Genomic DNA, 21,107 nt, shown 5'->3' with positions numbered 1-21,107 from the left:
AAGGCACCGGACCGGGATCGGCAAGGCGAGCGGGGTCATGCGCGGTACGAAGGTCAGAGGGCCCGGACTATCTGCTGGGCGGCCTGCGACGGCGTGAGGTGCGTGGTGTCGACTACCTCGGCCGCCGCGTGCAGCCACGTCCGGGCCGCCTGGGCGTACGGCTCCAGGTGGGCGAGGCGGAACGGGGACGGGATCGGATGCTCCCCCGCGATGCGCGCGCGCAGCGTGGCCTCGTCGGCGTGCAGGACGAAGTGCCGCACGGTGATGGCGTGCTGGGCCAGACCCGCGCTGATCTCCCGCCAGTAGCGCTCGACCAGCACGGTCATCGGCATCACCAGCGTGCCACCGGTGTAGTCGAGCACGCGGCGGGCGGTGTCCACGACGAGGTGCCGCCACGGCGGCCAGTGCTGGAAGTTGTCCGTGCCCGGCAGCCCCGGCGTGATGTCCATCAGGGTCTCGCCGACCTTCTCGGCGTCGAGCACCCGCGCATCCGGAATCAGGCGCTGCACGAGAGCCGCGGTCGTCGTCTTGCCCACCCCGTGGGTGCCGTTGATCCAGACGATGCTCATCGCGGCATCGTAGGGAGCGGGCGCCGGTCGAGCCACGTCGTGAACAGGCCGTCCAGCGGCTCCCTGGCGAAGCGCTGGGCGTGCGCCCGGAACTGCTCGGTGGTCACCGTGCCGTGCTCGTGCTCGGCGACCCAGGCCCGCAGCAGCGCGAAGAACGCCTCGTCACCGACCGTTCTGCGCAGGGCGTGCACCGTGAGCGCGCCCCGCTTGTAGACCAGGGGGTCGAACATCCGGTCGACCCCCGGGTCGGCGACGACGACGTTCGCCGGGCGGGCCGCCACCTCGTCGTACCAGCGGGCCGCCAGGGCGTCCGCCGGGGCGCCGCCGGCCACGCCGGACCACAGCCATTCGGCGTACGTGGCGAAGCCCTCGTTGAGCCAGATGTGGCGCCAGTCGGCAACGGTGAGGCTGTTGCCGAACCATTGGTGGGCCAGTTCGTGGGCGACGAGCCGCTCGTGGGTGCGCCGCCCGTCGATGTGGTTGCGGCCGAAGACCGCCATGCCCTGCGCCTCGACCGGGTCGTCGAGGTCGTCGTCGGCGACCACGACGACGTACTCGGTGAACGGGTACGGGCCGAAGAACCGCTGGAACGCCCCCATGATCTCGCCGTGCCGGCCGAAGTCGTGCAGCACGCCCGCGCGCAGCCTGGCCGGGATCGCGGCGCGCTGCAGCACCCCGCCGTACGCCAGGTCCACCCGTTCGTAGCGGCCGATCTGCACGCTCATCAGGTACGGCGACGTGGGCTCGCGCCGCTCGTACACCCAGGTCGTGGAGCCCGCGCCGCGACGGCGGGAGACGGGGTCGCCGGTCACCAGCACGGTGTACGCGGACGAGGTCGTGACCGCCACCCGGAACGTGGCCTTGGCGGCCGGCTGATCGTCGCAGGGGAACCACGACGGCGCCCCGTTCGGCTGGCTGGCGACCAGGGCGCCGTCGGTGAGCTCGTCCCAGCCGATGTCGCCCCACCGGCCGGAGATGGGCACCGGCTTGCCCGCGTACCGGACGTCCACCCGGAACGTCGCGCCCGCCGCGACCGGCCGCTCCGGCTTGACGTGCAGCTTGTCCGGCCGATGGGTGTGCTTCGCCGGCCGGCCGTCGACCCGCACCTCCTCGACCCGCATCCGCCCCAGGTCGAGGGTGAACCGGGACAGCGCCTGGGCGGCCACCGCGGTGACGGTCGCCCGGCCCGCGAGCCGGTTCGTGACGATGCGGTAGTCCAGGTCCAGGTCGTAGTGCAGGACCCGGTAGCCGCCGTTGCCGTGCCCGGGGAGGTACGAGTCGGCCGAACGGTCGGCGCCGGGCGTGGCGCCGCCCGCCGAGATCATGCCCCGCGGACGGCCGACGCCGGCCAGGCCGCGATCGGGTTGCCGAGCCACCGGCTGTCCGCGGGCACCGCGTCGCCGCGGGTCACCAGCGAGCCGGGCCCGACACAGGTCCGCGCGCCGATGCTCGCTCCGGGCAGAATGATGCCGTGCGGACCCATCGTGGCGCCCGCGCCGAGGGTCACCTCATGCATGCTCATCACACGATCATGGAACAGGTGGGTCTGCACCACACAACCGCGGTTCACCGTGGCGCCGTCGCCGAGCCGCACGAGGTCGTACTCGGGCAGCCAGTAGGTCTCCAGCCACACGCCCCGGCCGATCCTCGCGCCGAGGGTCCGCAGCCACGCGGTCAGCAGCGGCGTGCCGCCGGCGAAGCGGACCAGCCAGGGCGCGGCGAGCACCTCGACGAACGTGTCGGCCAGCTCGTTGCGCCAGACGAACGACGTCCACAACGCGCGGTCGGTGACCCGGAACCGGCCCACCAGCAGCCACTTCGCGGCGGTCGCGGCGGCGGCGGCGACGATCGCCGCGACCAGCAGCACCGGCCCGGCGGCGAGGGCGGCCGCCCACCCGCCGGCGAGATGCCACAGGTACGCCAGAGCCGCGAGGACGCCGACGGCCAGCGCGGCGGCGACCATCACCGGGACGATGCGGCACAGCTCGACCGCGGCGCGGGCCAGCTTCAGCCGCAGCGGCGGGTCGAACGTGCGGCTGGTGTCGGCGGCTTCGACCGTACGGCGCAACGGCATCGGCGGTGCGCCCAGCCACGACGAGCCCTTCTTCGCCTTGCGGGGCGCCGAGGAGAGCACGCCGACGAGGCCGCGCTTGGGCACCGACCGGCCGGGCGCGGCCATGCCGGAGTTACCGAGGAACGCCTGCTTGCCGATGCGGGCCGGCTCGACCCGCAGCCAGCCGTGGCTCAGCTCGTACGTGGCGACCATCGTGTCGTCGGCCAGGAACGCGCCGTCGGCGACCGTGGTCATCGCGGGCAGCGCAAGGACCGTGGACGCCTCCACCCCGCGTCCGACCTTCGCGCCCAGCAGCCGCAGCCACACCGGCGTGAACAGGCTGGCGTAGAGCGGGAACAGCCCCACCCGGGCCATCCCCATCAGCCGCTCGGTCGCCCACACCTGCCACGCGATCCGCCCCTGGACGGGGTGGTAGCCGGCGCGCATGCCGATGCTCAGCGCGCGCACGGCCACGAGCACCACGAGCGCATAACCGAGGATGTACGCGACGGCCGCTGCGGCGACGGCCGCCAGGATCGGGCCCACGGCGGGCCGGAACGTCAGCGTCCAGCCGAGCAGGGCGAGCCCCGGCACGGCGGCCAGGACCGGGACGAGACCCAGCAGCTGGGCGGTCACACCGTACGCGGCGGTCCAGAAGCGGGACCGCATCCGCGAGCGCGCCGGGCGCTGAGCGGGCCACCCGGCCGGGTCCTTGGCGGCGGGCGCCGCCGGCGAGCCGGCCCAGCGCTGGTTCGCCGGCACGGCGCCGGCCACGGTGGAGCCGGCGGCGATCCGTGCGCCCTTGCCGATCCGCGCGCCGGGCATCAGTGTGCTCCGGGAGCCGACGCGGGCGCCCGCACCGACCCGGATCTTGCCGATGCGCACCACGTCGCCGTCGACCCAGTGGCCGGCCAGATCGACCTCCGGCTCGATCGCCGCGCCGCGGCCGAGCTTGAGCAGGCCGGTGACCGGCGGGGCGGAGTGCAGGTCGACGTCGGGGCCGATCTGGGCGCCGAGCGCCCGGGCGTAGGTGAGCATCCAGGAGGCCCCGGCGACGCTGGTGGCGCCGGTCAGCTCGGCCAGCCGCTCGGCGGCCCACAACCGCACGTGCACGCCGCCGCCGCGGGGGTAGCTGCCGGGACGCACGCCGCGCAGCAGCAGCCGGGCCCCGCCGGCGGCCACCGCGATCCGGCCGAGCGGGCTGAACATCAGCACCCAGCCGAGCGCCACCCACCACCAGGACACCTGCGGGGCCCACGGGGCCGGGACGAGCAGCTGGACGACGTTGCTCAGCGCGGCGAGAACGGTCAGCCAGCGCAGTCCGACGAGCGCGAGCAGCGGCAGCATCAGCAGGCCCTGGAGCAGCCCGGCCCGGCGCGGCGTCGGACGGACCTCGCGGCGGACGGCCGCGGTCGTGCCGAGCGCGTCGAGCACGGTCGCGAGCTGGGACAGTCTGGGGCCGCGGTAGATGTCGGCCACCGAGACCTGCGGGTGCCGGCGCCGGATCCACGCGACGAGCTGCGCCGCGGTGAGGCTGCCGCCGCCGCTGGAGAAGAAGTCGGCGTCCGCCTCGGCGGGGCGTACGCCGAGGATCTCCTCCCAGCCGCCGGCCAGCCACTCCTCGGTCGCGGTCAGCCGGCCGGCCGTGCCGGGCCCGGTCGCCAGCGGCCACGGCAGCGCGGCCCGGTCCACCTTCCCGGAGGTCCGGGTCGGCAACGCGTCCACGACGGCCAGCAGCGGCACCAATGCGGCGGGAAGCTGCTCCCGGATCCGCTCCGCGGCCGCCGTCAGGTCGAGGTCGGCGCCGTCGTGCGGCACCACGTACCCGACGAGGAGCTGGTTGCCCGCGGCCGTGCGCTGCACCGCGGCGGCCGCACCCGCGACGCCGGGCAGCGCTTGCAGGGCGGCGTCCACCTCGCCGAGCTCGATCCGGCGCCCGCCGAGCTTGACCTGCTCGTCGCCGCGGCCCACGAACAGCAGGCCCTCGGGCTCGGCCCGCACGATGTCCCCGCTGCGGTACGCCCGCCGCCAGCCGAGCGCGGGCAGCGGCGCGAACTTCTCCGCGTCCTTCGCCGCGTCCAGATACCGCGCGAGGCCGACCCCGCCGATCACCAGCTCGCCGGTCTGACCCATCGCGACCGGTTCGCCGGCCGGGTCGACCACCGCGAGCTGCCAGCCGGCGAGCGGCAGGCCGATGCGCACCGGCCCGTCCCCGGTCATCCGCGCGGCGCACGCGACCACGGTCGCCTCGGTCGGGCCGTACGTGTTCCAGACCTCGCGCCCCTCCACGGCCAGCCGCGCCGCGAGCTCCGGCGGGCAGGCCTCGCCGCCGAAGATGAGCAGCCGGACGTCGTCGAGCGCCTCCACCGGCCACAGCGCGGCGAGGGTCGGCACGGTGGAGACCACGGAGATGCGCCGCTCCGCCAGCCACGGCCCCAGGTCGACGCCGCTGCGCACGAGCGCCCGCTCGGCCGGGACCAGGCACGCGCCGTGCCGCCACGCCAGCCACATCTCCTCGCAGGAGGCGTCGAACGCCACCGACAGCCCGGCCAGCACGCGGTCGCCCGGACGGACCGGCTCGTCGCCCGGCCCGGCCAGGAACAGGCGGGCCTCGGCGTCGACGAAGGCGGCCGCCGCGCCGTGGCTGACGGCCACACCCTTCGGGGTGCCCGTCGAGCCGGAGGTGAAGATGATCCAGGCGTCGTCGTCCGGTCCGGGCCGTCCGCTGCGCCCCTCGGGGGTACGGCGCTGCGACACCGTCAGCCCGTCACCGAGCACCGCGCACACGTCGGCCTCGCCGAACACGAGCTCGGCGCGTTCGTCCGGGTCGTCCGCATCGACCGGCACGTACGCCGCGCCGGCGGCCAGCACGCCGAGGATGGCCAGATACAGCTCCGCCGTACCCGAGGAGACCCGGACACCGACCCGGTCGCCGGCGCCGATCCCGTGCCCGGCGAGGGTGACCCGCACGGCGTCGATCTCGTCGGCTAGCTCGCGATACGTCAGCGCGGTCGTGCCGTTGTCGATGGCGAGGGCGCCGGGGTGGGCGCGCACGGTCTCGTCGAGGATGTCGACGAGGGTGCGGCGGGCCGGGGCGGAAGCGGAGCGGAACACCGCGGGTGCCGTCGCTCCGGTGGCGATCGTGGGAAGTGCGACCAGTGGCAGGTCAGTCGTCACGGTCACCGGGCGTGCACCATCTTCACCTCATGGGTCGGCCTGACCCGGGAGATGCGGTGAGCGGACCCGCCCCGGGCGGCCCTCAACGCTACGTCGCCGCAACGCGGAATGACGGTGAAATAGCGGATTGGTGTCACCCGACACAGTGACATCGCCGACAATCGCGTTTCAGCGGGCCCGCACCGGACGCCCCCGTATTCCACGGTGGACCCGTCTCGTGGCCGATCAGCATTTTGGAGAGCTTGTGCTCCTCCACGGCGGAGAGGTGCTTGACGAGGCGCCCAGGGCCGGCCGCCACGGCACCAATTCTCCTCAGCCGATGTCCGATCGAGGACTGAGCGCTGCCGGTACGAGCGGACCACGGTCATCCTGCTTCAGATGAGCGATTACGGTCCCGCCGGCGCGGCTCCGCGACGGGGCCGGCGCCGCACGCTGCTGCTGCTTCTGCTGCTCCTGCTTCTGCTCCTGCTGGCATTGCTGCTGCTGGCGTTCTGCGGTCGCGACACCGGCGGAGGCGGGGGCGGCGACGCCTCTCAGCCACCGGTCGTGGCGACGACGGCGCCGGCCACGACGCCGCCCGTCTCGACGTCTCCGTCCGCTGCCCCGTCCGGTCCTACCTCCGCGCCGCCGCCGGCCACGACGACGCCGGCCGGACCGACGTCGAAGCCTCCGGCGTCGAAACCGGTCGTGCCCAAGGGTCCGCCGGACACGGGTGGCGGCAGCACGGCCGGGATGGACCTGACCCCGACCGTCACCGGACTGGTCCTCGTCCTGATGGCCGGGCTGCTGACGGTCCGGCTGGCACGGCGTCGGCGACGGTAGGGCTTCCCGTGCGGGTCCGTGTCGCCGCTGAGGCGGCGCTCGCGGCGGTTCTGTTCGTCGGCGGCACCACCCTGACGATCGTGGGCGTGTGGCCGGCGCCCTCCCGTCACACCTTCTCAGCGGTGGTCGCTGCACCGCCGGCCGAGGAGAAGCCGGAGCCGTTCGGCGCCGTCGCGGAAGAGCCGGCCGGGCCGCCGACCACCTTGGAGATACCGGCGATCGGCGTACGGACACCGTTGCTGCGGCTGGGACTGCGGCGCGACGGCACGGTCGCGCTGCCTCCGCTCGGCGCGGACTCGCCCGCCGGCTGGTACCGCTACGGCGCCATCCCCGGCGAGCCCGGCGCGGCGGTGATCCTCGGGCACGTGGACTCCGCGCGCGACGGGCCCGCCGTCTTCTACCGGCTGCGGGAGCTGAAGCCGGGCGACCTCATCCGGGTCGGCCGCGCCGGCGGGGGCACCGTCGTATTCGCCGTCGCGCGGACCGCCTGGTATCGCAAGGCCGACTTCCCCACCGACGCGGTGTACGGCCCGGTGAGCCGGCCGGAGCTGCGCCTGATCACGTGCGGCGGAAGCTACGACCGGTTCCGCCGGACCTATCGCGACAACCTCGTCGTGTACGCGGCCCCGGCCGCCCGGTCAGACGGACCGCGAGATCGGCTCGAACTGCATCCGTAGGTCCTGCATCTCGCCGTCGGGCGGGAACCAGGCCAGCGGCGCGAGGTGTTCCTGCGGGCCGGCCGGGGGCCGCAGCACCGGCTCGCCGTCCACCCGGGGCCATTCGACGTCGCCGTCGAGCGTACGGGCGGCGACCGTCCAGTACTCGCCGGTGCGATACGTGCCGCCCGCCCCGAACTTCACCTGCACCCCCTGCTCCAGCGGGATCCACACGTTCTCGGTGATCGGCACCGCGCCGCCGTCCAGCGCCTGACCGCCCCGGCCGGGCGCACGCTGGTCCCAGCGCCGCAGGTACGGGTGCCGCGCGACGTCCCGCCCGGTGTCGTCCGCGGGCACGCCGGACAGCCGTACCCGGCGGCCACCGAAGTCGACGTCGACCACCTGCAGCAGCGGGCCCGGATCGTCGCCGCTCGTCACGACGTCGTCGATCACCTCGACCCAGTCCTCGACCTCCGGGAGCATCTTGTCGTCGGTGGACCCGGTCACGGTCACCCAGTCCCCCTCGAGCTCGCCGATCGTGTAGACCGCCGAGCCGTTGTCCCGCGACCATTTGACGGTGGCCGTGCCCTGAGCGCCGCCGTGGTGCACCTCGACCCGGTAGAGCTGGTTCTCCGGCCCGCGATAGGCCGCCTCGGGGTTGACGATGCAGGTGTCGTCGTCGGCGTCGGCGGGGCGTTCCACGCCGAACGCGGCCACGCCGCGGTGCGGGTGCCGCTGCTGCGCCCAGTCCTCGAACGCCGCCCGCCCGGCCTTGACGTCGCGCGTCTCGACACCGGTCACCAGCACCTGCCAGGCCACGCGCAGCCGCAGCGTGGTTCCGGGCAGCGACGGGCCGAGCGCCTTCTCGTGCAGGTCCGGGTCCTCGATCGCGCTCACCACGCGCTCGCGCACCCGCAGGTAGACGAGGAATCCGTTGTCCGGCAGCCCTTGCTTGTCCGGGTCGATGACCGCGTCCGGCTGGTTCAGGTATGTCCAGCCGCCGCCGTCCGGTCCGGTGGCGTCGCAGAGGATGCCGCCCACGTAGTAACGGCCCGGCCCGATGGTCAGGTCCGGATGGTCCCCCTCGTCGGTACGGCTGATGGCGAAACCGAGGTCACCCGCCGGGCCCGCGTAGGGCCCGATGAGGTCCGTGGTCAGCTGCCGCGCGAGATACGCCTGGATGGCGGCCTGCTCGTTGTCCTCCGCGTCGAGGCGGAGCCGGCCCTGCTGGCTGAGGACCGCGGTGTGGTGCTTGCCGGGCTGGAACGTGAGGCGCGAGAAGTCGCCGTGCATGGTGGGTCCTCCGAAGGATCGCGCGGGGTCAGTTGACGAACAGGAGGCCGGCCGCCGCTCCGGCCGGGGTGAACTCGTCGAGCCTGCGGCGCAGGTCGTCCTCGCGCTGCGGCTGGAACAGGTGGTGGTAGACGCCCATCTCGGAGCGGTCCTCGGCGCCGCGCCGGATCTCGTCCGGGCACGAGGGCGCCAGTTGCAGGTAGGCCGGGGTGCCGTACCGATGCTCGGTGAACCGCGGGCGGACCCGGTTGACGATGAGCCGGCGGTCGTCCGGCCGGGTTGTGCCGCTGAGCGCGGTGTCCGGCTCGCAGTGGAAGCGGCGCGGTGTGCGCGAGCCGGCCGGCACGTAGCAGAACCGCATGCAGCCCACCGCGCGACGGCCGACCCGGACCTTGCCGTCGAAGATGCTGTCCTCGGCGAGGCGGATCGCGTGGGTACGGACCGTGCCGACCACCGTGCAGCGCTGGACGTCCAGCACGACGTGGGCGAGGCGTCCCTCGGGCCCGCACAGCGCCTCCCGACGGGCGGCGGTGGCGTCCACGATGCTGTCGGTGAGCCGGATGTCGAGCGGGTCGGTGTGCACCTCGTCGGCGATGACCACGATGGTGCCGAGGATGGTGCGGTGGATGCGCACGCATGCGCGGGTCTCCTCCAGCACCAGGCTGGGTTCGGCCGGGTGGGTCGGCGCGCAGTGCGGTTCCAGCGACCAGCCCGGCACCAGGGTGCAGTGCCGCAGGTCGACCTCGGCCAGCGATCCGGTGGCGCTCACCCCGCGGCCGGTGATGAGCAGGCCGTCCAGGACCACCCGGGCGCCCCGGCCGACGCCGCGCAGCTGGAGCGCGTCGGGCCGGTTGGAGTACCAGTTGAGCAGCCGCAGTGTCGGGCGCCTGCCCTCGGCCGCCCGCACGGTGAGCCGCTGGTCCTCGCCCACCTCGAACTCGAGCTGTTCCTGGTACGCGCCGTTGTCGGTGATCTCGATGACCGCGTCCGGGGGCGCGTCGGCCTGCCACCGCTCGTACGCCTGGTTGATCCGCTCGAAGTCGGCGCCGGCGCCGACGCGGTAGATCGGCACGTCCTCCGGCGTCACCGGCAGCCGCGGGTATTCACCCCCGCCCAGATCGTCGGGGAACGCGTGGTGGTACGAGACCCACACGCCGCGGCGCGGCAGCATCCGCCGGCCGAACGCGATGCGGCCCCGCACCGGGTCGACCGCCACCTGGTCGGGCCGGGGCCGGTAGCGCCAGCCGGACAGGTCGGCGGTCACGATGGCGGAGCGCGGCACGGGGACCGGTGGAGCGTTGCGAGCGCCGGCCCAGATGGTGAAGCTCTTGCCCGGCCCGTAGTACTCGGCGAGCCGGTCCCGCGCGGCCCGGCGGGTGATGGCGACCGGCAGGTTCTCGGCGCCGGCGATGTGGGTGCGTACCGGCTCCGGTACGGGCCGGGCGATGAGCTGGGTGTCGTTGCCGAGCACGGAGAACGTGTAGAAGTTGCGGGCGCTGTCGAGGCAGTCGGCCGGTGCCCGGGTGACCGGCTGCGCGGTCAGCCGCCAGACGAACACGCCCACGGCCGGTGGATTGTGCCGGCCGGAGCGGCGGCCGGCAGAGCTCATCCGCGGCACCTCGGCGAGATGCGTCGACCGGTCGAACGGCGTGCCGAGCACGTCCAGCGCGGCGCCGTCCCGGACGTCGACCAGCCGGCCGGGGGTGAGCCGGGAGCGGCGGGCGACGGCGGCGGCGTCGCCGTACAGGCGCACCGGCTGGGTGATGCCGAGGGTACGGCGGAACTCCACCGCGCGCGCCGGCCAGTCCGCGACGGAGCGCGCCACGTCCTCCAGCACCGACAGGGTGCCCTTGCGCCGCCGGGCGGACACCGTGTCGGCGACGTCGCGGCGCGGCGCGAGCCGGGCGGCGAGCAGACGGGCCGACTCGTCCCCCTCGGCCAGCGCCGCCGTGTACCCGCCGGCGATCCGGTAACCGACGAGGTCGCCGATGTAGGGCACGGCCCACGGCTCGCACGTCTCGATGAACCAGTCCTCGTACAGCTGGGCGACCGCGTCCGCGGAAAGCCCCACCTGTTCGCCGACGACGGCGAGCAGGGCGCTCAGCGCCCCGCCGGTCTCGGCGTCGCGGCGCTGCACGTGTACCGGCAGCAGCGCCGCGAGGTTGTCCCGGCTGGTCACGACTTGGCCTCCCGCAGGATCAGGGTGTCGGGCAGATCGGCGGAGAACATCACGAGCTGCGCCGGGCGGATGCCGCGGAACACCACGACGGTCGTCCCGGCCGGCACCTGGTCGCCGGGGCGCAGCGCCGGGTTGAGGGCGAGCAGCCGCGCGACGGTGATGCCGTTGGCGGCGGCCACGGCGTCCAGCGACATCGCGCTGCCGGCAACGGTGAAACCGGCCTCGTCGAACCGGGCCCGGTGTGCGGGCACGACGCGCTCGAGGGCCTCGATCAGGGTCGGCAGGTTCTGCAGGTCGTCCGGGGTCAGCGAGCCGGGCACATGGGTGAACACCTCGACGGTGACGTGGTCCACGCCCGGCACGCCCTGGATGGCCGCTTCCAGCTCCGAGCGGTAGGCGGGCTGGCCCAGGTCGCGCGCGGTGAAGCCGAGCCGCCTCAGCACGGCCGCCCGGACCGCCGGCTCGACCAGCTCGAACGAGTGGTCCGGGAGCACCTTCACGGTCGCCGCGGCCAGCAGAAGCACCGCTTCGCGCACCGCGACCTCCGTCGCCAGCCGCGGGTCGCCGAAGGTCGCGAGCGATGCGCGCAGCGCCACGACGATGTCGGAGTCGTCCAGCAGCGGGATGTCGCCGGTAGCGGCGACGGTCACGTGGACGAGCTCCCGGGTGCCGTCGTGCAGCTGCCGGGCCGAGGCACGCCCGATGCCGGCCCGGGCCCGGGCGAAGTCCTCGTAGTCGGGCACGCCGACCAGCCGGTCCAGGGCGGCCACCGCGACCGGGATGCCGCGGCGTGCCTGGTGCGCGTCGTCGGGATCGGCGCCGCCGTCGGCCCGTACCGGGTTGGTCACCCCGGAGATCCCGGCCGGGCGGGACACCAGCTGGGTGATCTGGTGGTCGCTGACGTTGCCGCCGGCTCCCACCCCGACCCGGTACGCGGCCCGCACGTTCTCGACCCCGGTGGGCAGCCGCGCGCCGGTCACACCGTCGCCGAAGGTGACCCGGGTGCGTCCGTCGTCGCCGGTCGACGTGGTGTAGACCCGCTCGTGGGGCCCCCGGCCGGCGAAGTCGTCCACCTCGTGCCAGCGCACGCCGTCGACGCGTACCACCAGCGTGTTCTCGGCGCCCAGCGGCGTGTCGGCGGCGATCCAGCCGAGCGGTCCCTGAAAGAGCGTGAACGTCTGGCCGGCCCGGCCGGCGTCGCCGCTGCCGATGACCTCTTCCCGGCCGGCGCCGTGCGTGGCCCGGGCCACGTTGCCGAGGCAGCGCACGGTCGACCGGCGGTAGGTGAAATTGAGCTTCACGGCCAGCAACAGCCTGGTGTGCACCAGGTCGGTGGGCCGCCGCTCGTCGACGTACTGCTCGACGGCGGCCACCATCACCACCTCGGTGCCGGTGACCCCCGGCGCGTCCACGTCGGTGCGTTCGCCGGTGACGACGATCAGCCGGCCCGGCTGGATGCCCTCGTGCAGCGCCGCCAGCTCGATGAGGGCGCCGCCGACGTCGGTGGTGTCCTCCTCGGTGGCGAGGTCGAGCCGTTCGCCGCGGGCGTACACGATGGTGTCGCGGATGTCGGTCAGCGTGTCGTCCGGGCTCAGCCAGGTCTTGTCGAGCACCAGCTGGGTCACTTTGCCGGTGATGCCGAAGGCGGCCAGGGCGACCGTACGGACCGCGGTGACCTTCGCGTACAGCGGCTCCCCGCCCCGGCGGACGACCACCGCCCAGCTGTCCAGGGCGATGCCGTCGTAGACGGCGTCGAGGGCGATGGTGTCGAGGTCGAACGGGGTCGTCGTGGCGAGGGCGAGCGTGAACGACGGGTTCTCGTCGTCGCCGGAGGTCCGCAGGACGGTGACCTTCCGGTCGCCGTGGTCGCCGGCCTGCGGCTCCGTGGTCACCGGCAGGGACAGCGTGGTGCCGTTGTGGACGGTGACCGACACCGGGCCGGCGTCCGGCGTCCGCGGCAGCGTCACCGCGAACGCGACCACGCCGTGCTGGCGGAACGTGGCCTCCACGCCCGGGCCCGGCCCCTCGGCCGCCTCGGCTTCCCCGTCGTCGTCCGGCGGTGACGTGACCACCAGCGACACCTGCCACGTGTCGAGGTGGACGTGATCATCACCGTCGCTCACGTCCGCGTCGGACGTCCAGATCCGGCCCTCCGGCGACCGGTACCGGAACTCGATCGTCGACGGCATGCGATCGGCGTAGACGACCCGCAGCGAGAGCTCGTCGGAGCGGCCGAGCGGCCACTCGATGGTGCCGGTGACCACGCCCTTGTCGTCGAACACGACCCGGTCGGGCGCGGTGGCCCCGAACGGTGCCGCGCTCACCCGCATCGCCTGCAGCCCCTTGAGCTTCTGCTGCTCGGAGACGTTGATCTGCCGCCACGCCGGGTAGAGGTCGCGCAGGCGGGGGTCGACCGCGGTGAGCAGCTGAGCGCCGAAGTCGGAGCCGGGCGCGAAGATCTGGGAGGGTTGGCGGTCCAGCCGGCGGGCGCTCGCCGGCGGGCGCGACGGTGGACGGCGCAACGGGCCGAGCAACGCGGCGATCCCGGCCAGGGCCGGGTTCGGCCCCCTCTCGTCGTCCAGCGCGAGCCGGTGGAACACCGGCGCCGCCGGCGCAGGAGGCGGTGGTGGTGCCTCGTCCCGCAGCCGGGCGAGACGCTCGCGGTGCTCGGCGAACCAGGCGCGGACGCTGCCGTACGCCCGGCCCTCGGCCGCGGCCGCCTCGGCCCGCTCGAGCGCCTCGGTGAGGCGGGTCCGCGGATCCGTGGCCGCGGCGACGCTGCCGGCGAGCGACGCGAGGTCGCGGTCGACGTAGCGGCGGACGATGCGGCTGCGCTCGTACATGGGGCCGGTCCTGGCCTGTGCGACCGCCTCGGCCACCCTCCGGCGCAGGAGGTTCGCCATGGCCTGCGGGATCACCGTGATGACCGTACGGCCGGCCGCGCGGTCCTCGCTGACGTCACTGAGCACCAGCAGCCGCGGCGAGTCCGCGACGCCGTCGCCGAAGTCGAACAGCAACCGGTCGGCCGGCTTCACGTCGAGGCCGGTGCCGGCCAGGGGCAGCTCGAGTTTGCCGCCCAGGTCCCCGGGAGAGACCTGCTTCGGACGGTTCACCCGGACCGGCATGGAGTTCAGCGACCAGCGGGCGATCAGGTCCTCATCCGTCTCGAACGGCTGCGCGTCCTGGCCCGGCGCGGGCACGCTCTGCGCCCGGGTCCCGGCCGGCACGAGCACCTCGACGTCGCGCTCGGCGCCGTCGCGGTCGGCGGTGAACGCGAGGTAGGTGCCGGCGGCCACGCCCGGGCGCGGGGCGTAGCCCACGAGCCGGCCGAGAAGCCGCAGCGACCGGTCCTCGGTGGCCGTACGCAGATAGCCCTCGTTGGCGATCCGCTCCGTGTAGAAGGTGAGCAGATCGGCCAGCACGGCCGCGTCGTCGAGCAGCGCGACGGCCGGGTCGTCCGGGGTCCGGGCGGTGAACCGGGCCAGCTCCGACGACGAGGACAGCCGGGACAGCATCGCCGCGAGGAACGACCCGTACTCGCCGGCCCGGTACGGTATCGCCGGCAGGCCCGGCGGCGGCCCGGCCGCACGAGCGTGCGCGCCGCCGCCCCCGCAGCCATCTGAGCAGTTCATCGGCCACCTCCGGCCACGTCGATCGACAGCCGGCCGTTCTCGGGCCGGTCGGAAGCGTTGTCGAGCTGAGCGATCTGCAGCGGGCCGAGCCGCAGCAGGCCCGCCCGGGCCTCGCCGTCGTCGGTCCCGAAGAGCCGCCGCAGCCCGGTGACCTCGGCGCCGGTGACGCCGGGAACGGCCATCGCCGCGGCGACCAGCCGGCTGGCCCGCACCGGCTCGCCGAACGACACCGCGTCCGGCCGGAACAGGGCTGTCACCGCCCCGGTGACGGCCTCGACGACCTGTCCGCGCGGGTAGCCGTCCGCCAGGCAGACGGTCACCTCGACGAACAGCGGGACGAGGTCTGCCGGCCCGGCCACCACGTCGTGCCCGATCCGTCGGTACGGCTCCAGGGCCGCGGTGACCGCGTCGAGGAGCATGTCGCTGGGCGCCGCGGTGCCGAACGGATCGACCGCCACGTGCACCTCGACGGACCCGGCGACGTGGCGCAGGCTCGCCGCCGCCCGCTGCACCCCGGGCACCTGCGCGGCGAGCTCCGCGTAGTCGGCCGCGGTGATCGCCCGCAGCCGGGTGCGGTGCAGGGCGAGCGGGGCCATGGTCCGTACGACGTCCACCGGCTCGGGGTCGGCGCCGCCGGTCGCCGGCAGGGGGTTGCGGACCCGTTCGATCCCGCCGGCCTCCACCCCGCTCGCCAGCACCAGGTGGGCGACGGCCTCGGCGCCGACGTTGCCGGCGGCGCCGTTGCCGATCCGGTACGACGCCCGCAGTGTGCCGCCGGAAGCCGGGGGCCGGCCGTGCACGCCGTCGCCGAAGCGCAACGTCAGCAGGCCGTCGTCGCCGAGCTCACCCACGAACACGGCCGACCGCGGACCCTCGGCCAGCAGGTCGCGCCGGGGCGTCCAGCCGCCGTCGTCCAGGCGTACGGCGGGCAGCGCGGCGCGCGGGTCGGGCGTGCCCAGGGCCGACGCCGGACCGGCCAGGGCGGGATCGTCCGGCTCGAGGTGCTCGGCGTAGGCCGGGCCCCACGAGTGCCGGATCTCCCAGGCGACGTCGTGACCGAGGACGCGGCCGTCGGCGGCGATCGCGACCAGCCGGCTGATCCGGGCCAGCTTGACCGCCAGCAGCGTGTCGAACCGACCGGCCAGGACGGCCAGCGCGCGGACCCGATTCCGGTCCGGCCGCAGCGCGGCCACGGTGGCCGCACCGAAGAGGCGGATCAGCTCCTCGTTCTCGTCCGGTCCGGGCCGGCGGCCGGCGCGGGCGTCGCGCCACAGGGTCTCCACCCGGTCGCGGGCCCGGCCGGGTACGGCGGCGAGCAGCCGGGACTGAGCCTGCGCGATCCGGGCCGGGTCCGGGTACGGGGCGGCCTGGGTCACCGGGCTCCGGGACAGCCGGGGGCGCGACGGCGGCGACACCGTGAGTTCCTCCGGGTCGCGGCCGTCGAACGTCAGCGACTGTCCATGGTCGACGAGGACGGTGTTGCCCCGTGCCACGGTCAGCTCCTCTTCGCCACAGTGGGAGAGGACCGCGGTGAACCGCAGCGCATCCTCCGGCGCCCAGGTCACGTGGAGCACCGGCTGCCGGTAGAGGCGGTCCACGCCGGGCTCGACGGCGGTCACCCGGACGGCCTGGCGGTGGCCGGGATCCCGGTCCGCGGCCGCGCCGGTGGCCGGGCCGCGTACCTCCTCGATGATCAGGATGTCGCCCGGCCGGAGCCGCAGCGCGCGCGGGCGGTCGTGATCGTGCTCGTCGTCGTCGGCGTGCTCGCCGGTCCAGTCGTCGCTTAGTGTGGCCGTGGTGGCGCCGGCCGGGATCCGGCAGTCGGTGTCCCCCCACGTCCAGAACGTGATGCGGTTGTGTTCCGGCCGGACGGTCACGTCGTCCGGGCTCATCGGTTCGAAGACCTCGACCGGAATCGTACGGATCAAGCGGAGCAGTTCCTCGTCGGTCAGCACCGTGCCGGGCGCCGGGTGCTCACGCGCGACGATCCCACCGGTGTCGATGGCGGCGAACCGGAATCGGCCCGCGTCCAGCGTGACGGTGCCGGCGGTCTCCACGGCGACGACGGCCCGCGCGTTGCCGCCGTCGTGCATGGCGTAGTCGACGAGGCGCACGTGCCGGCGTACCGACTCGCGGCGGCGGGCGGTGTCGAGATACGCCTCGGCGGCCACCGCGTCCTGCGCGTACGAGATCTGGTCGCCCCGGTACGCCAGCAGCTCGACCAGGGTCAGCGGCAGGTCCGGCACGTGGCGTTCCACCCACCGCGGCAGGGTGAGGGTGAGCCGGTCGAGCAGCAGCCGCCGCAGCGCCGCGTAGTCGCGGGCGGTGTAGTCGATGACGGGCGGGGGCGGTACGACCGGCGGGGCGGGCGCGGGCGGCCGGCAGTCGAGGTCGGCCGGGCAGCCGGGCCGGAACGTGAACTCCGCGGTGGCGTAGCGCTCGTCGAAGCCGTGGTACGGCACGGTGCCCGGCCGCCCGTGCGGCCCGGGCCGGACCACGGAGAGCGTGTACGTCGACGAGTCGCCGGCCTTGTCGAGCTCGACGTACATGTGGTCGTCGAGGTCCGGGTCGTCGTCGCGCTCGATGGCGACCCCGAGCGCGACGATCCCGGTGATGCGCCGGCCGCCGTCGATCCGGATGTTCTCCGGCTCCAGGTCCTGCCGGGGGGCCTTGCCGAGGAACGTGACGGTGAGCGTACGCCCGTCGTCGCCGACCTCGACCTCGTCGATGCCGTTCCAGTGGTGCCGGCGCAGCCGGGCGCGGCGCGCCGGCGTCGCGCAGTCGATCTCGGCGCTCATGTCGCCGCCCTCCCCGTGAACACGTCGTCACGTGCCGCCCCGGTCGCCTTCACCGAGTACGCGATCCGAATCGACAGCGTGCCGTCGTCCCGGTCGATCTCGACGGCGCCGATGTCGATGACGTCGCCGAGCCAGCGCTGCAGGCTCGCCAGCACGGAGACCTGCAGCATGGCCACCAGCTCGATGCTGTTCGGCTCGAAGACCAGGTCGCCCAGCCCGCAGCCGAAGTCGGGGCGCATCACCCGCTCCCCCGGCCGGGTGAACAGCAGCAGCTCGATCATGTCGGCGACGTGGTCGTCGTATCCCGCCTCCGCGGTGCGCCCGCGCCCGTCGACCGCGAACGGGAACGCCACGTCCAGCCGCCCGTTCACTGCGCCGCCACCCGCGGCTGCACGGCCGGCACCGTGGGCGGCCCCTGCGGGGCCTGCTCGGCGCTCTGGCACACACCGGTCGAGGTGGCCAGCACCACGGGGCTGCCGTTCACGGTGACGCGGGCGGCGGGCCCCGGCCACCGGATGGTCACGCACGGCTGCGGCTTGCCGGAGACGTTCAGGGGGCAACCGGTCACGGTGTACGTGTCAGCCACCGTCGCCGCGGCATTGCCCGACACGGTGACCCGGCTCTGCGCGGACTGCACCGAGGCCTGTCCGCCGTGCGGGCACATGATGGTGGCCGCGACGTGCAAGATGTTGCCTGGCATGGCTTCCCCCTACTTGACGGTCAGCGCGCCCTTGTTGATGTCGACCTGCGTGGCGGACAGCGAGATGACCGCGCCCTTGCCGTTGTCGAGCGTGATGCCGGAGTCGCTGATCTCGAGCTTGGCGCCGCTGGAGAGCTTCAGCGTGATGCCGGGCCCACCGGGCAGGTCGGAGAGCACGATGCTGTGCCCGCCGCCGGTCTGCACGACGATGTTGGGCGAGTCGGGGCGGCCGGTGAGCGCGTCACCGGGCACGTCGGAGGCGGAGTCGTACCAGCAGCCGGTCCAGATCGGCGTGTTGATGTCGCCCTGCTCGAACTCCAGCCACACCCGCGCGCCGATCTTCGGCAGCACGAAGACGCCCAGCTGCGGGCCGGCCAGCGGGAAGGCGGGCAACGCCCACGACGACGGGTCGAAGTCGTGCACGCCGGCCACGTTGACCCGTAAGCGGCCGCGGCGTTCCGGGTCCAGGTTGTCCGCGACCGTGCCACGGAACTTGCCGAGCAGGGCATCCGCCACGGCGCTGCCTCCGTTCCTCTGCCTGCGCCGGCCTTACGGCACGACGACCGGGGTGAGTGCGATCAGGCCCTCGCGGGCCAGGGTGAAGTTCTGCGTGTACGCGCCGCGGCGCAGGTTGTGCGTGACGCTCTTGACGAAGTACAGGCCGTCGTACGTGATGCCGGCCCCGCGTACGCCGACCAGCTCGCGCGAGCGCAGCACGAACCCGTGGCGCAGCACGTCGAGCTGCCCCGAGCCGGTGACGGCGTCGGCCGACTCGGCCACCTTGGCCAGCGTTTCGGCGAGGACCTGGGTGGCGTCCTTGTTGGCGGTGTCCTTGAGCACCTTCTTCTTCAGCGCCGGGGCCGGTTTGAGCGCCAGCGGCGGGCGCAGCACGCTCACCTCGGGCACCGGCAGCACGGCGGACACGTGCGTACCGGGGATCTCGACCCGGGCCTGCAGGTCTTCCTTGGCGGAGCCGTCGAAGCTGAACGTCAGCTGGTCCACCGTGGACAGGGCGTCCATGTTGACGGTCAGGGCGTGCTGGGGGACGCCGATGCGGACCTCGGGACCCCAGTACGCCTTGCTCATCCCCGGCACCGGGCCGGGGTCGAGGTAGAACACGAAGCCGTTGGCCTTGGCCAGCTCGTTCAGGTAGCCGAGGTCGGTGCCCTGCTGGAACGGGATGCGCGCGGTCGGCATCGGCGTGTCCGGGAACAGCTCGGGGATGACCAGCGGCACGATGCCCCACTGGGCGTACCCGGCGATGATCTCGGCGACCTGGGCGGCGTGCGGCCGGGCGGCGTACGACGTGCCGGTCTTCTCCTCCAGGTCCATCAGGATGGTCAGGTCCTCGCCGGTGACGGTGAGCGTCGACTGCCCAGGCTGATTGCTGATCCCCACCTCCTGGCGGGTCACGACCCCGTCGATGAGCACGGTGGGCACGCCCCGCACGGTGGCGACCAGGATGACCCGGATCTGCGGGTCGAAGAACCCGGCCGGCAGCAACACGGTGTTGATCAGCCCGTTCTTCGCCAGGTCGAATCCGAGCTGGAACCCGCTGCGCTGGCCCGCCGTGACCGTCACCTGCGCGGACAGCAGCGCATCGGTGACCGGCTGCGGCACCGGCACGGCCAGGCGCGGGCCCATCAGCAGGCTCAGGTGCATCGGCGCGTCAACCACCGAGACCTCCCGGCACACCGTCGGGCAACGTGATGCGCAACCGCCGCCCCGGCGTCGCGGTCAGTTCCTCCGGCTCCAGCACCGGATTGGCGTCCGCGATCCGCCACCACTGCTCGGCGTCGCCGAAGTAGCGGTACGCCAGCAGGTCGGGCCGGTCCCCCTCGGACACCTCGTGCTCGCTGAGCACGGTGAGCCGGTCGGCGGGCGGCAACGATCGGCACCGCAGGTACGGAATCTCGACGCCGTCGGCGCGCACGTGCACGGCCACGTCGACACCGAAGTAGCGGCTGGTCCGTGGATAGGACGACGCTCCCGCCATGACGCTCTCCTCTCAGATCCTGGTCAGCCCCAACGCGGAGATGCCGACGGCCCTGCTCGCGGCGGCCAGGTTCTCCTTCTGCACGAGGTGAGCCAGCCACAGCTCGGCCCCGCGATGCCCGGTGGGCAGGTCGTCGACGGTCAGCACCCGCAGCCCGACGCTGACGGTCGCCCGGATCGGGTTGAGCCGCGCGTCGAACGCGTCCTCGGTGATGGACAGCTCGGTCAGCCGTACGGGAAGAACCCGGCGCCCACCCCAGACGAACAACGTCAACGGCGCCTCCACCGGCACCACCTCGAGCGTGCCGACGGCGGCCAGCGCCTGATTGGTCCGCAACCGCGCGCTGGGCGGCTGGATCAGCACCTCCAGCAGCGCCAGCTGCGGGTGGATCCCGTCCGGCGCAGGCTGATCGGCCTGATCGGTGGCGTCGATCTCGGCGTCGAACTTCCACGTCTCCACCGCGGGCCCGGTGAGCCGCAACGCCTCGGTCCGGTCCCCCTGCCCCTCGCCTGCGGTCGCCCGCGGCGCAAGACTGCGCTGCAGGGTGTCGGGATTGAACTGCATGACCACGACCCGCTGCGGCGCCCCGGTGACCGGATCCACCGTGACGAGCCCGGACCGCACGGGCCGCCCCAGATCCAAGAACCCGACAGTCATCGTCCGGTCCCCCCGTGCGCGACCTCCAGGATGTTCTGCGCGTCGGCCCTCAGGCCGGGATCGGGATCGTTCGCCATCACGGCCTGCAGGAGCGGCTTGGCCTCCGGCCAGTTCGAGTACGTCGTGGCCCAGACGCCGGCCTCCCGGATACGCCGGGATCCGTCGCGCATCGCGGCCGCGAAGACGCGGAGGAAGCGGTCGTCGAAATGCTCGGGGGCGCTGAGCCCTGCCTGCACGATCCGGGCCGCCCGGGTTTCCTCGTCGGCCGGCACCCGGGTGCCCACGAGGGCGTCCTCGAGGCTTACCGGCACGAGGTAGGACGCGACGGCGTCGGCGACCTCGGCCACGTCCTCGTCGGCGTCTCCCTGCACCTGGACGAAGACACAGCCGGACACGGCCTCCTCCGCGTAGTGCAGCACGAGTCCTTCGTCCACGCGCCAGGTGACCTCGCGCTGCACACCCTGCACCGGATCCGCCGTCATCTCCCGGACGACCGTGAATCCCAGCCGGTCCGCCAGCGCCCGGACGTCGGACTCGTCGGTGCCCGGTCGCAGCACCATCCGCCTGCTCCGACT

The 21,107-nt window shown here is 73.9% G+C and carries 16 protein-coding genes; 2 read left to right on the top strand and 14 right to left on the bottom strand.

Going from position 1 to position 21,107, the window contains the following annotated elements; translation table 11 throughout:
• Nucleotides 1-53: 53 nt before the first annotated feature.
• Genes AB0K03_RS00215 through AB0K03_RS00205 form a run of 3 tightly spaced genes read right to left on the bottom strand, consistent with a single transcriptional unit; the run spans nucleotide 54 to nucleotide 5,799 of the window.
• Complete coding sequence (locus AB0K03_RS00215; RefSeq protein WP_364678216.1) at nucleotides 54-569, bottom strand: AAA family ATPase; 516 nt, start codon at nucleotides 567-569, stop codon at nucleotides 54-56.
• Nucleotides 566-1,894, bottom strand: coding sequence for a M1 family metallopeptidase (locus AB0K03_RS00210; RefSeq protein WP_364679364.1), 1,329 nt, complete (start codon nucleotides 1,892-1,894; stop codon nucleotides 566-568). Before AB0K03_RS00210 ends, AB0K03_RS00215 begins: the two co-directional genes overlap by 4 nt.
• Entirely contained in the window at nucleotides 1,891-5,799 is a 3,909-nt protein-coding gene (locus AB0K03_RS00205) for a Pls/PosA family non-ribosomal peptide synthetase (protein ID WP_364679361.1), read from the bottom strand. Before AB0K03_RS00205 ends, AB0K03_RS00210 begins: the two co-directional genes overlap by 4 nt.
• 378 nt (nucleotides 5,800-6,177) lie before the next feature.
• On the opposite strand from AB0K03_RS00205, the gene AB0K03_RS00200 reads away from it, so the two are divergent.
• Nucleotides 6,178-6,621 (top strand): hypothetical protein, encoded by a 444-nt coding sequence (locus tag AB0K03_RS00200; protein WP_364678213.1) that lies wholly within the window; start codon nucleotides 6,178-6,180, stop codon nucleotides 6,619-6,621.
• Between the two features lie 8 nt (nucleotides 6,622-6,629).
• Nucleotides 6,630-7,298: a class F sortase gene (locus tag AB0K03_RS00195; protein ID WP_364678211.1), complete on the top strand. Its 669-nt coding sequence runs from the start codon at nucleotides 6,630-6,632 to the stop codon at nucleotides 7,296-7,298.
• Here AB0K03_RS00195 and AB0K03_RS00190 read toward each other — a convergent pair.
• The 11 genes from AB0K03_RS00190 to AB0K03_RS00140 are packed head-to-tail and all read right to left on the bottom strand — an operon-like array spanning nucleotide 7,260 to nucleotide 21,092.
• Nucleotides 7,260-8,570, bottom strand: coding sequence for a DUF6519 domain-containing protein (locus AB0K03_RS00190; protein ID WP_364678208.1), 1,311 nt, complete (start codon nucleotides 8,568-8,570; stop codon nucleotides 7,260-7,262). The two genes, AB0K03_RS00195 and AB0K03_RS00190, sit on opposite strands and share 39 nt — an antisense overlap.
• A 28-nt stretch (nucleotides 8,571-8,598) precedes the next feature.
• A complete protein-coding gene (locus AB0K03_RS00185; protein WP_364678206.1) occupies nucleotides 8,599-10,749 on the bottom strand; it encodes a hypothetical protein in 2,151 nt (716 codons plus the stop codon).
• On the bottom strand, nucleotides 10,746-14,381 hold the full coding sequence (locus AB0K03_RS00180) for a putative baseplate assembly protein (protein ID WP_364678204.1): 3,636 nt from the start codon (nucleotides 14,379-14,381) through the stop codon (nucleotides 10,746-10,748). The genes AB0K03_RS00185 and AB0K03_RS00180 overlap by 4 nt, the downstream gene beginning before the upstream one ends.
• Nucleotides 14,378-17,179, bottom strand: a complete 2,802-nt coding sequence (locus AB0K03_RS00175; RefSeq protein WP_364678201.1) for a putative baseplate assembly protein — start codon at nucleotides 17,177-17,179, stop codon at nucleotides 14,378-14,380. Before AB0K03_RS00175 ends, AB0K03_RS00180 begins: the two co-directional genes overlap by 4 nt.
• Entirely contained in the window at nucleotides 17,176-17,550 is a 375-nt protein-coding gene (locus tag AB0K03_RS00170; RefSeq protein WP_364678199.1) for a GPW/gp25 family protein, read from the bottom strand. Before AB0K03_RS00170 ends, AB0K03_RS00175 begins: the two co-directional genes overlap by 4 nt.
• Nucleotides 17,547-17,879 carry a hypothetical protein gene (locus tag AB0K03_RS00165; protein ID WP_364678196.1) on the bottom strand — a complete coding sequence of 111 codons (333 nt, stop codon included), beginning with the start codon at nucleotides 17,877-17,879 and terminating at the stop codon, nucleotides 17,547-17,549. Before AB0K03_RS00165 ends, AB0K03_RS00170 begins: the two co-directional genes overlap by 4 nt.
• A gap of 9 nt (nucleotides 17,880-17,888) precedes the next feature.
• Nucleotides 17,889-18,395 carry a phage baseplate assembly protein V gene (locus tag AB0K03_RS00160; RefSeq protein ID WP_364678194.1) on the bottom strand — a complete coding sequence of 169 codons (507 nt, stop codon included), beginning with the start codon at nucleotides 18,393-18,395 and terminating at the stop codon, nucleotides 17,889-17,891.
• Nucleotides 18,396-18,428: 33 nt separating this feature from the next.
• Nucleotides 18,429-19,556, bottom strand: coding sequence for a hypothetical protein (locus tag AB0K03_RS00155; protein WP_364678192.1), 1,128 nt, complete (start codon nucleotides 19,554-19,556; stop codon nucleotides 18,429-18,431).
• Nucleotides 19,549-19,875, bottom strand: a complete 327-nt coding sequence (locus tag AB0K03_RS00150; RefSeq protein WP_364678189.1) for a LysM domain-containing protein — start codon at nucleotides 19,873-19,875, stop codon at nucleotides 19,549-19,551. The genes AB0K03_RS00155 and AB0K03_RS00150 overlap by 8 nt, the downstream gene beginning before the upstream one ends.
• Nucleotides 19,876-19,887: 12 nt before the next feature.
• Nucleotides 19,888-20,532 (bottom strand): hypothetical protein, encoded by a 645-nt coding sequence (locus AB0K03_RS00145; protein WP_364678187.1) that lies wholly within the window; start codon nucleotides 20,530-20,532, stop codon nucleotides 19,888-19,890.
• Entirely contained in the window at nucleotides 20,529-21,092 is a 564-nt protein-coding gene (locus AB0K03_RS00140) for a hypothetical protein (RefSeq protein WP_364678184.1), read from the bottom strand. The genes AB0K03_RS00145 and AB0K03_RS00140 overlap by 4 nt, the downstream gene beginning before the upstream one ends.
• Nucleotides 21,093-21,107: the final 15 nt, after the last annotated feature.

Source organism: Actinoplanes sp. NPDC049316, from assembly GCF_040677315.1.
Taxonomy (GTDB): domain Bacteria; phylum Actinomycetota; class Actinomycetes; order Mycobacteriales; family Micromonosporaceae; genus Actinoplanes.
This window is presented reverse-complemented; position numbering and strand designations above follow the sequence as displayed.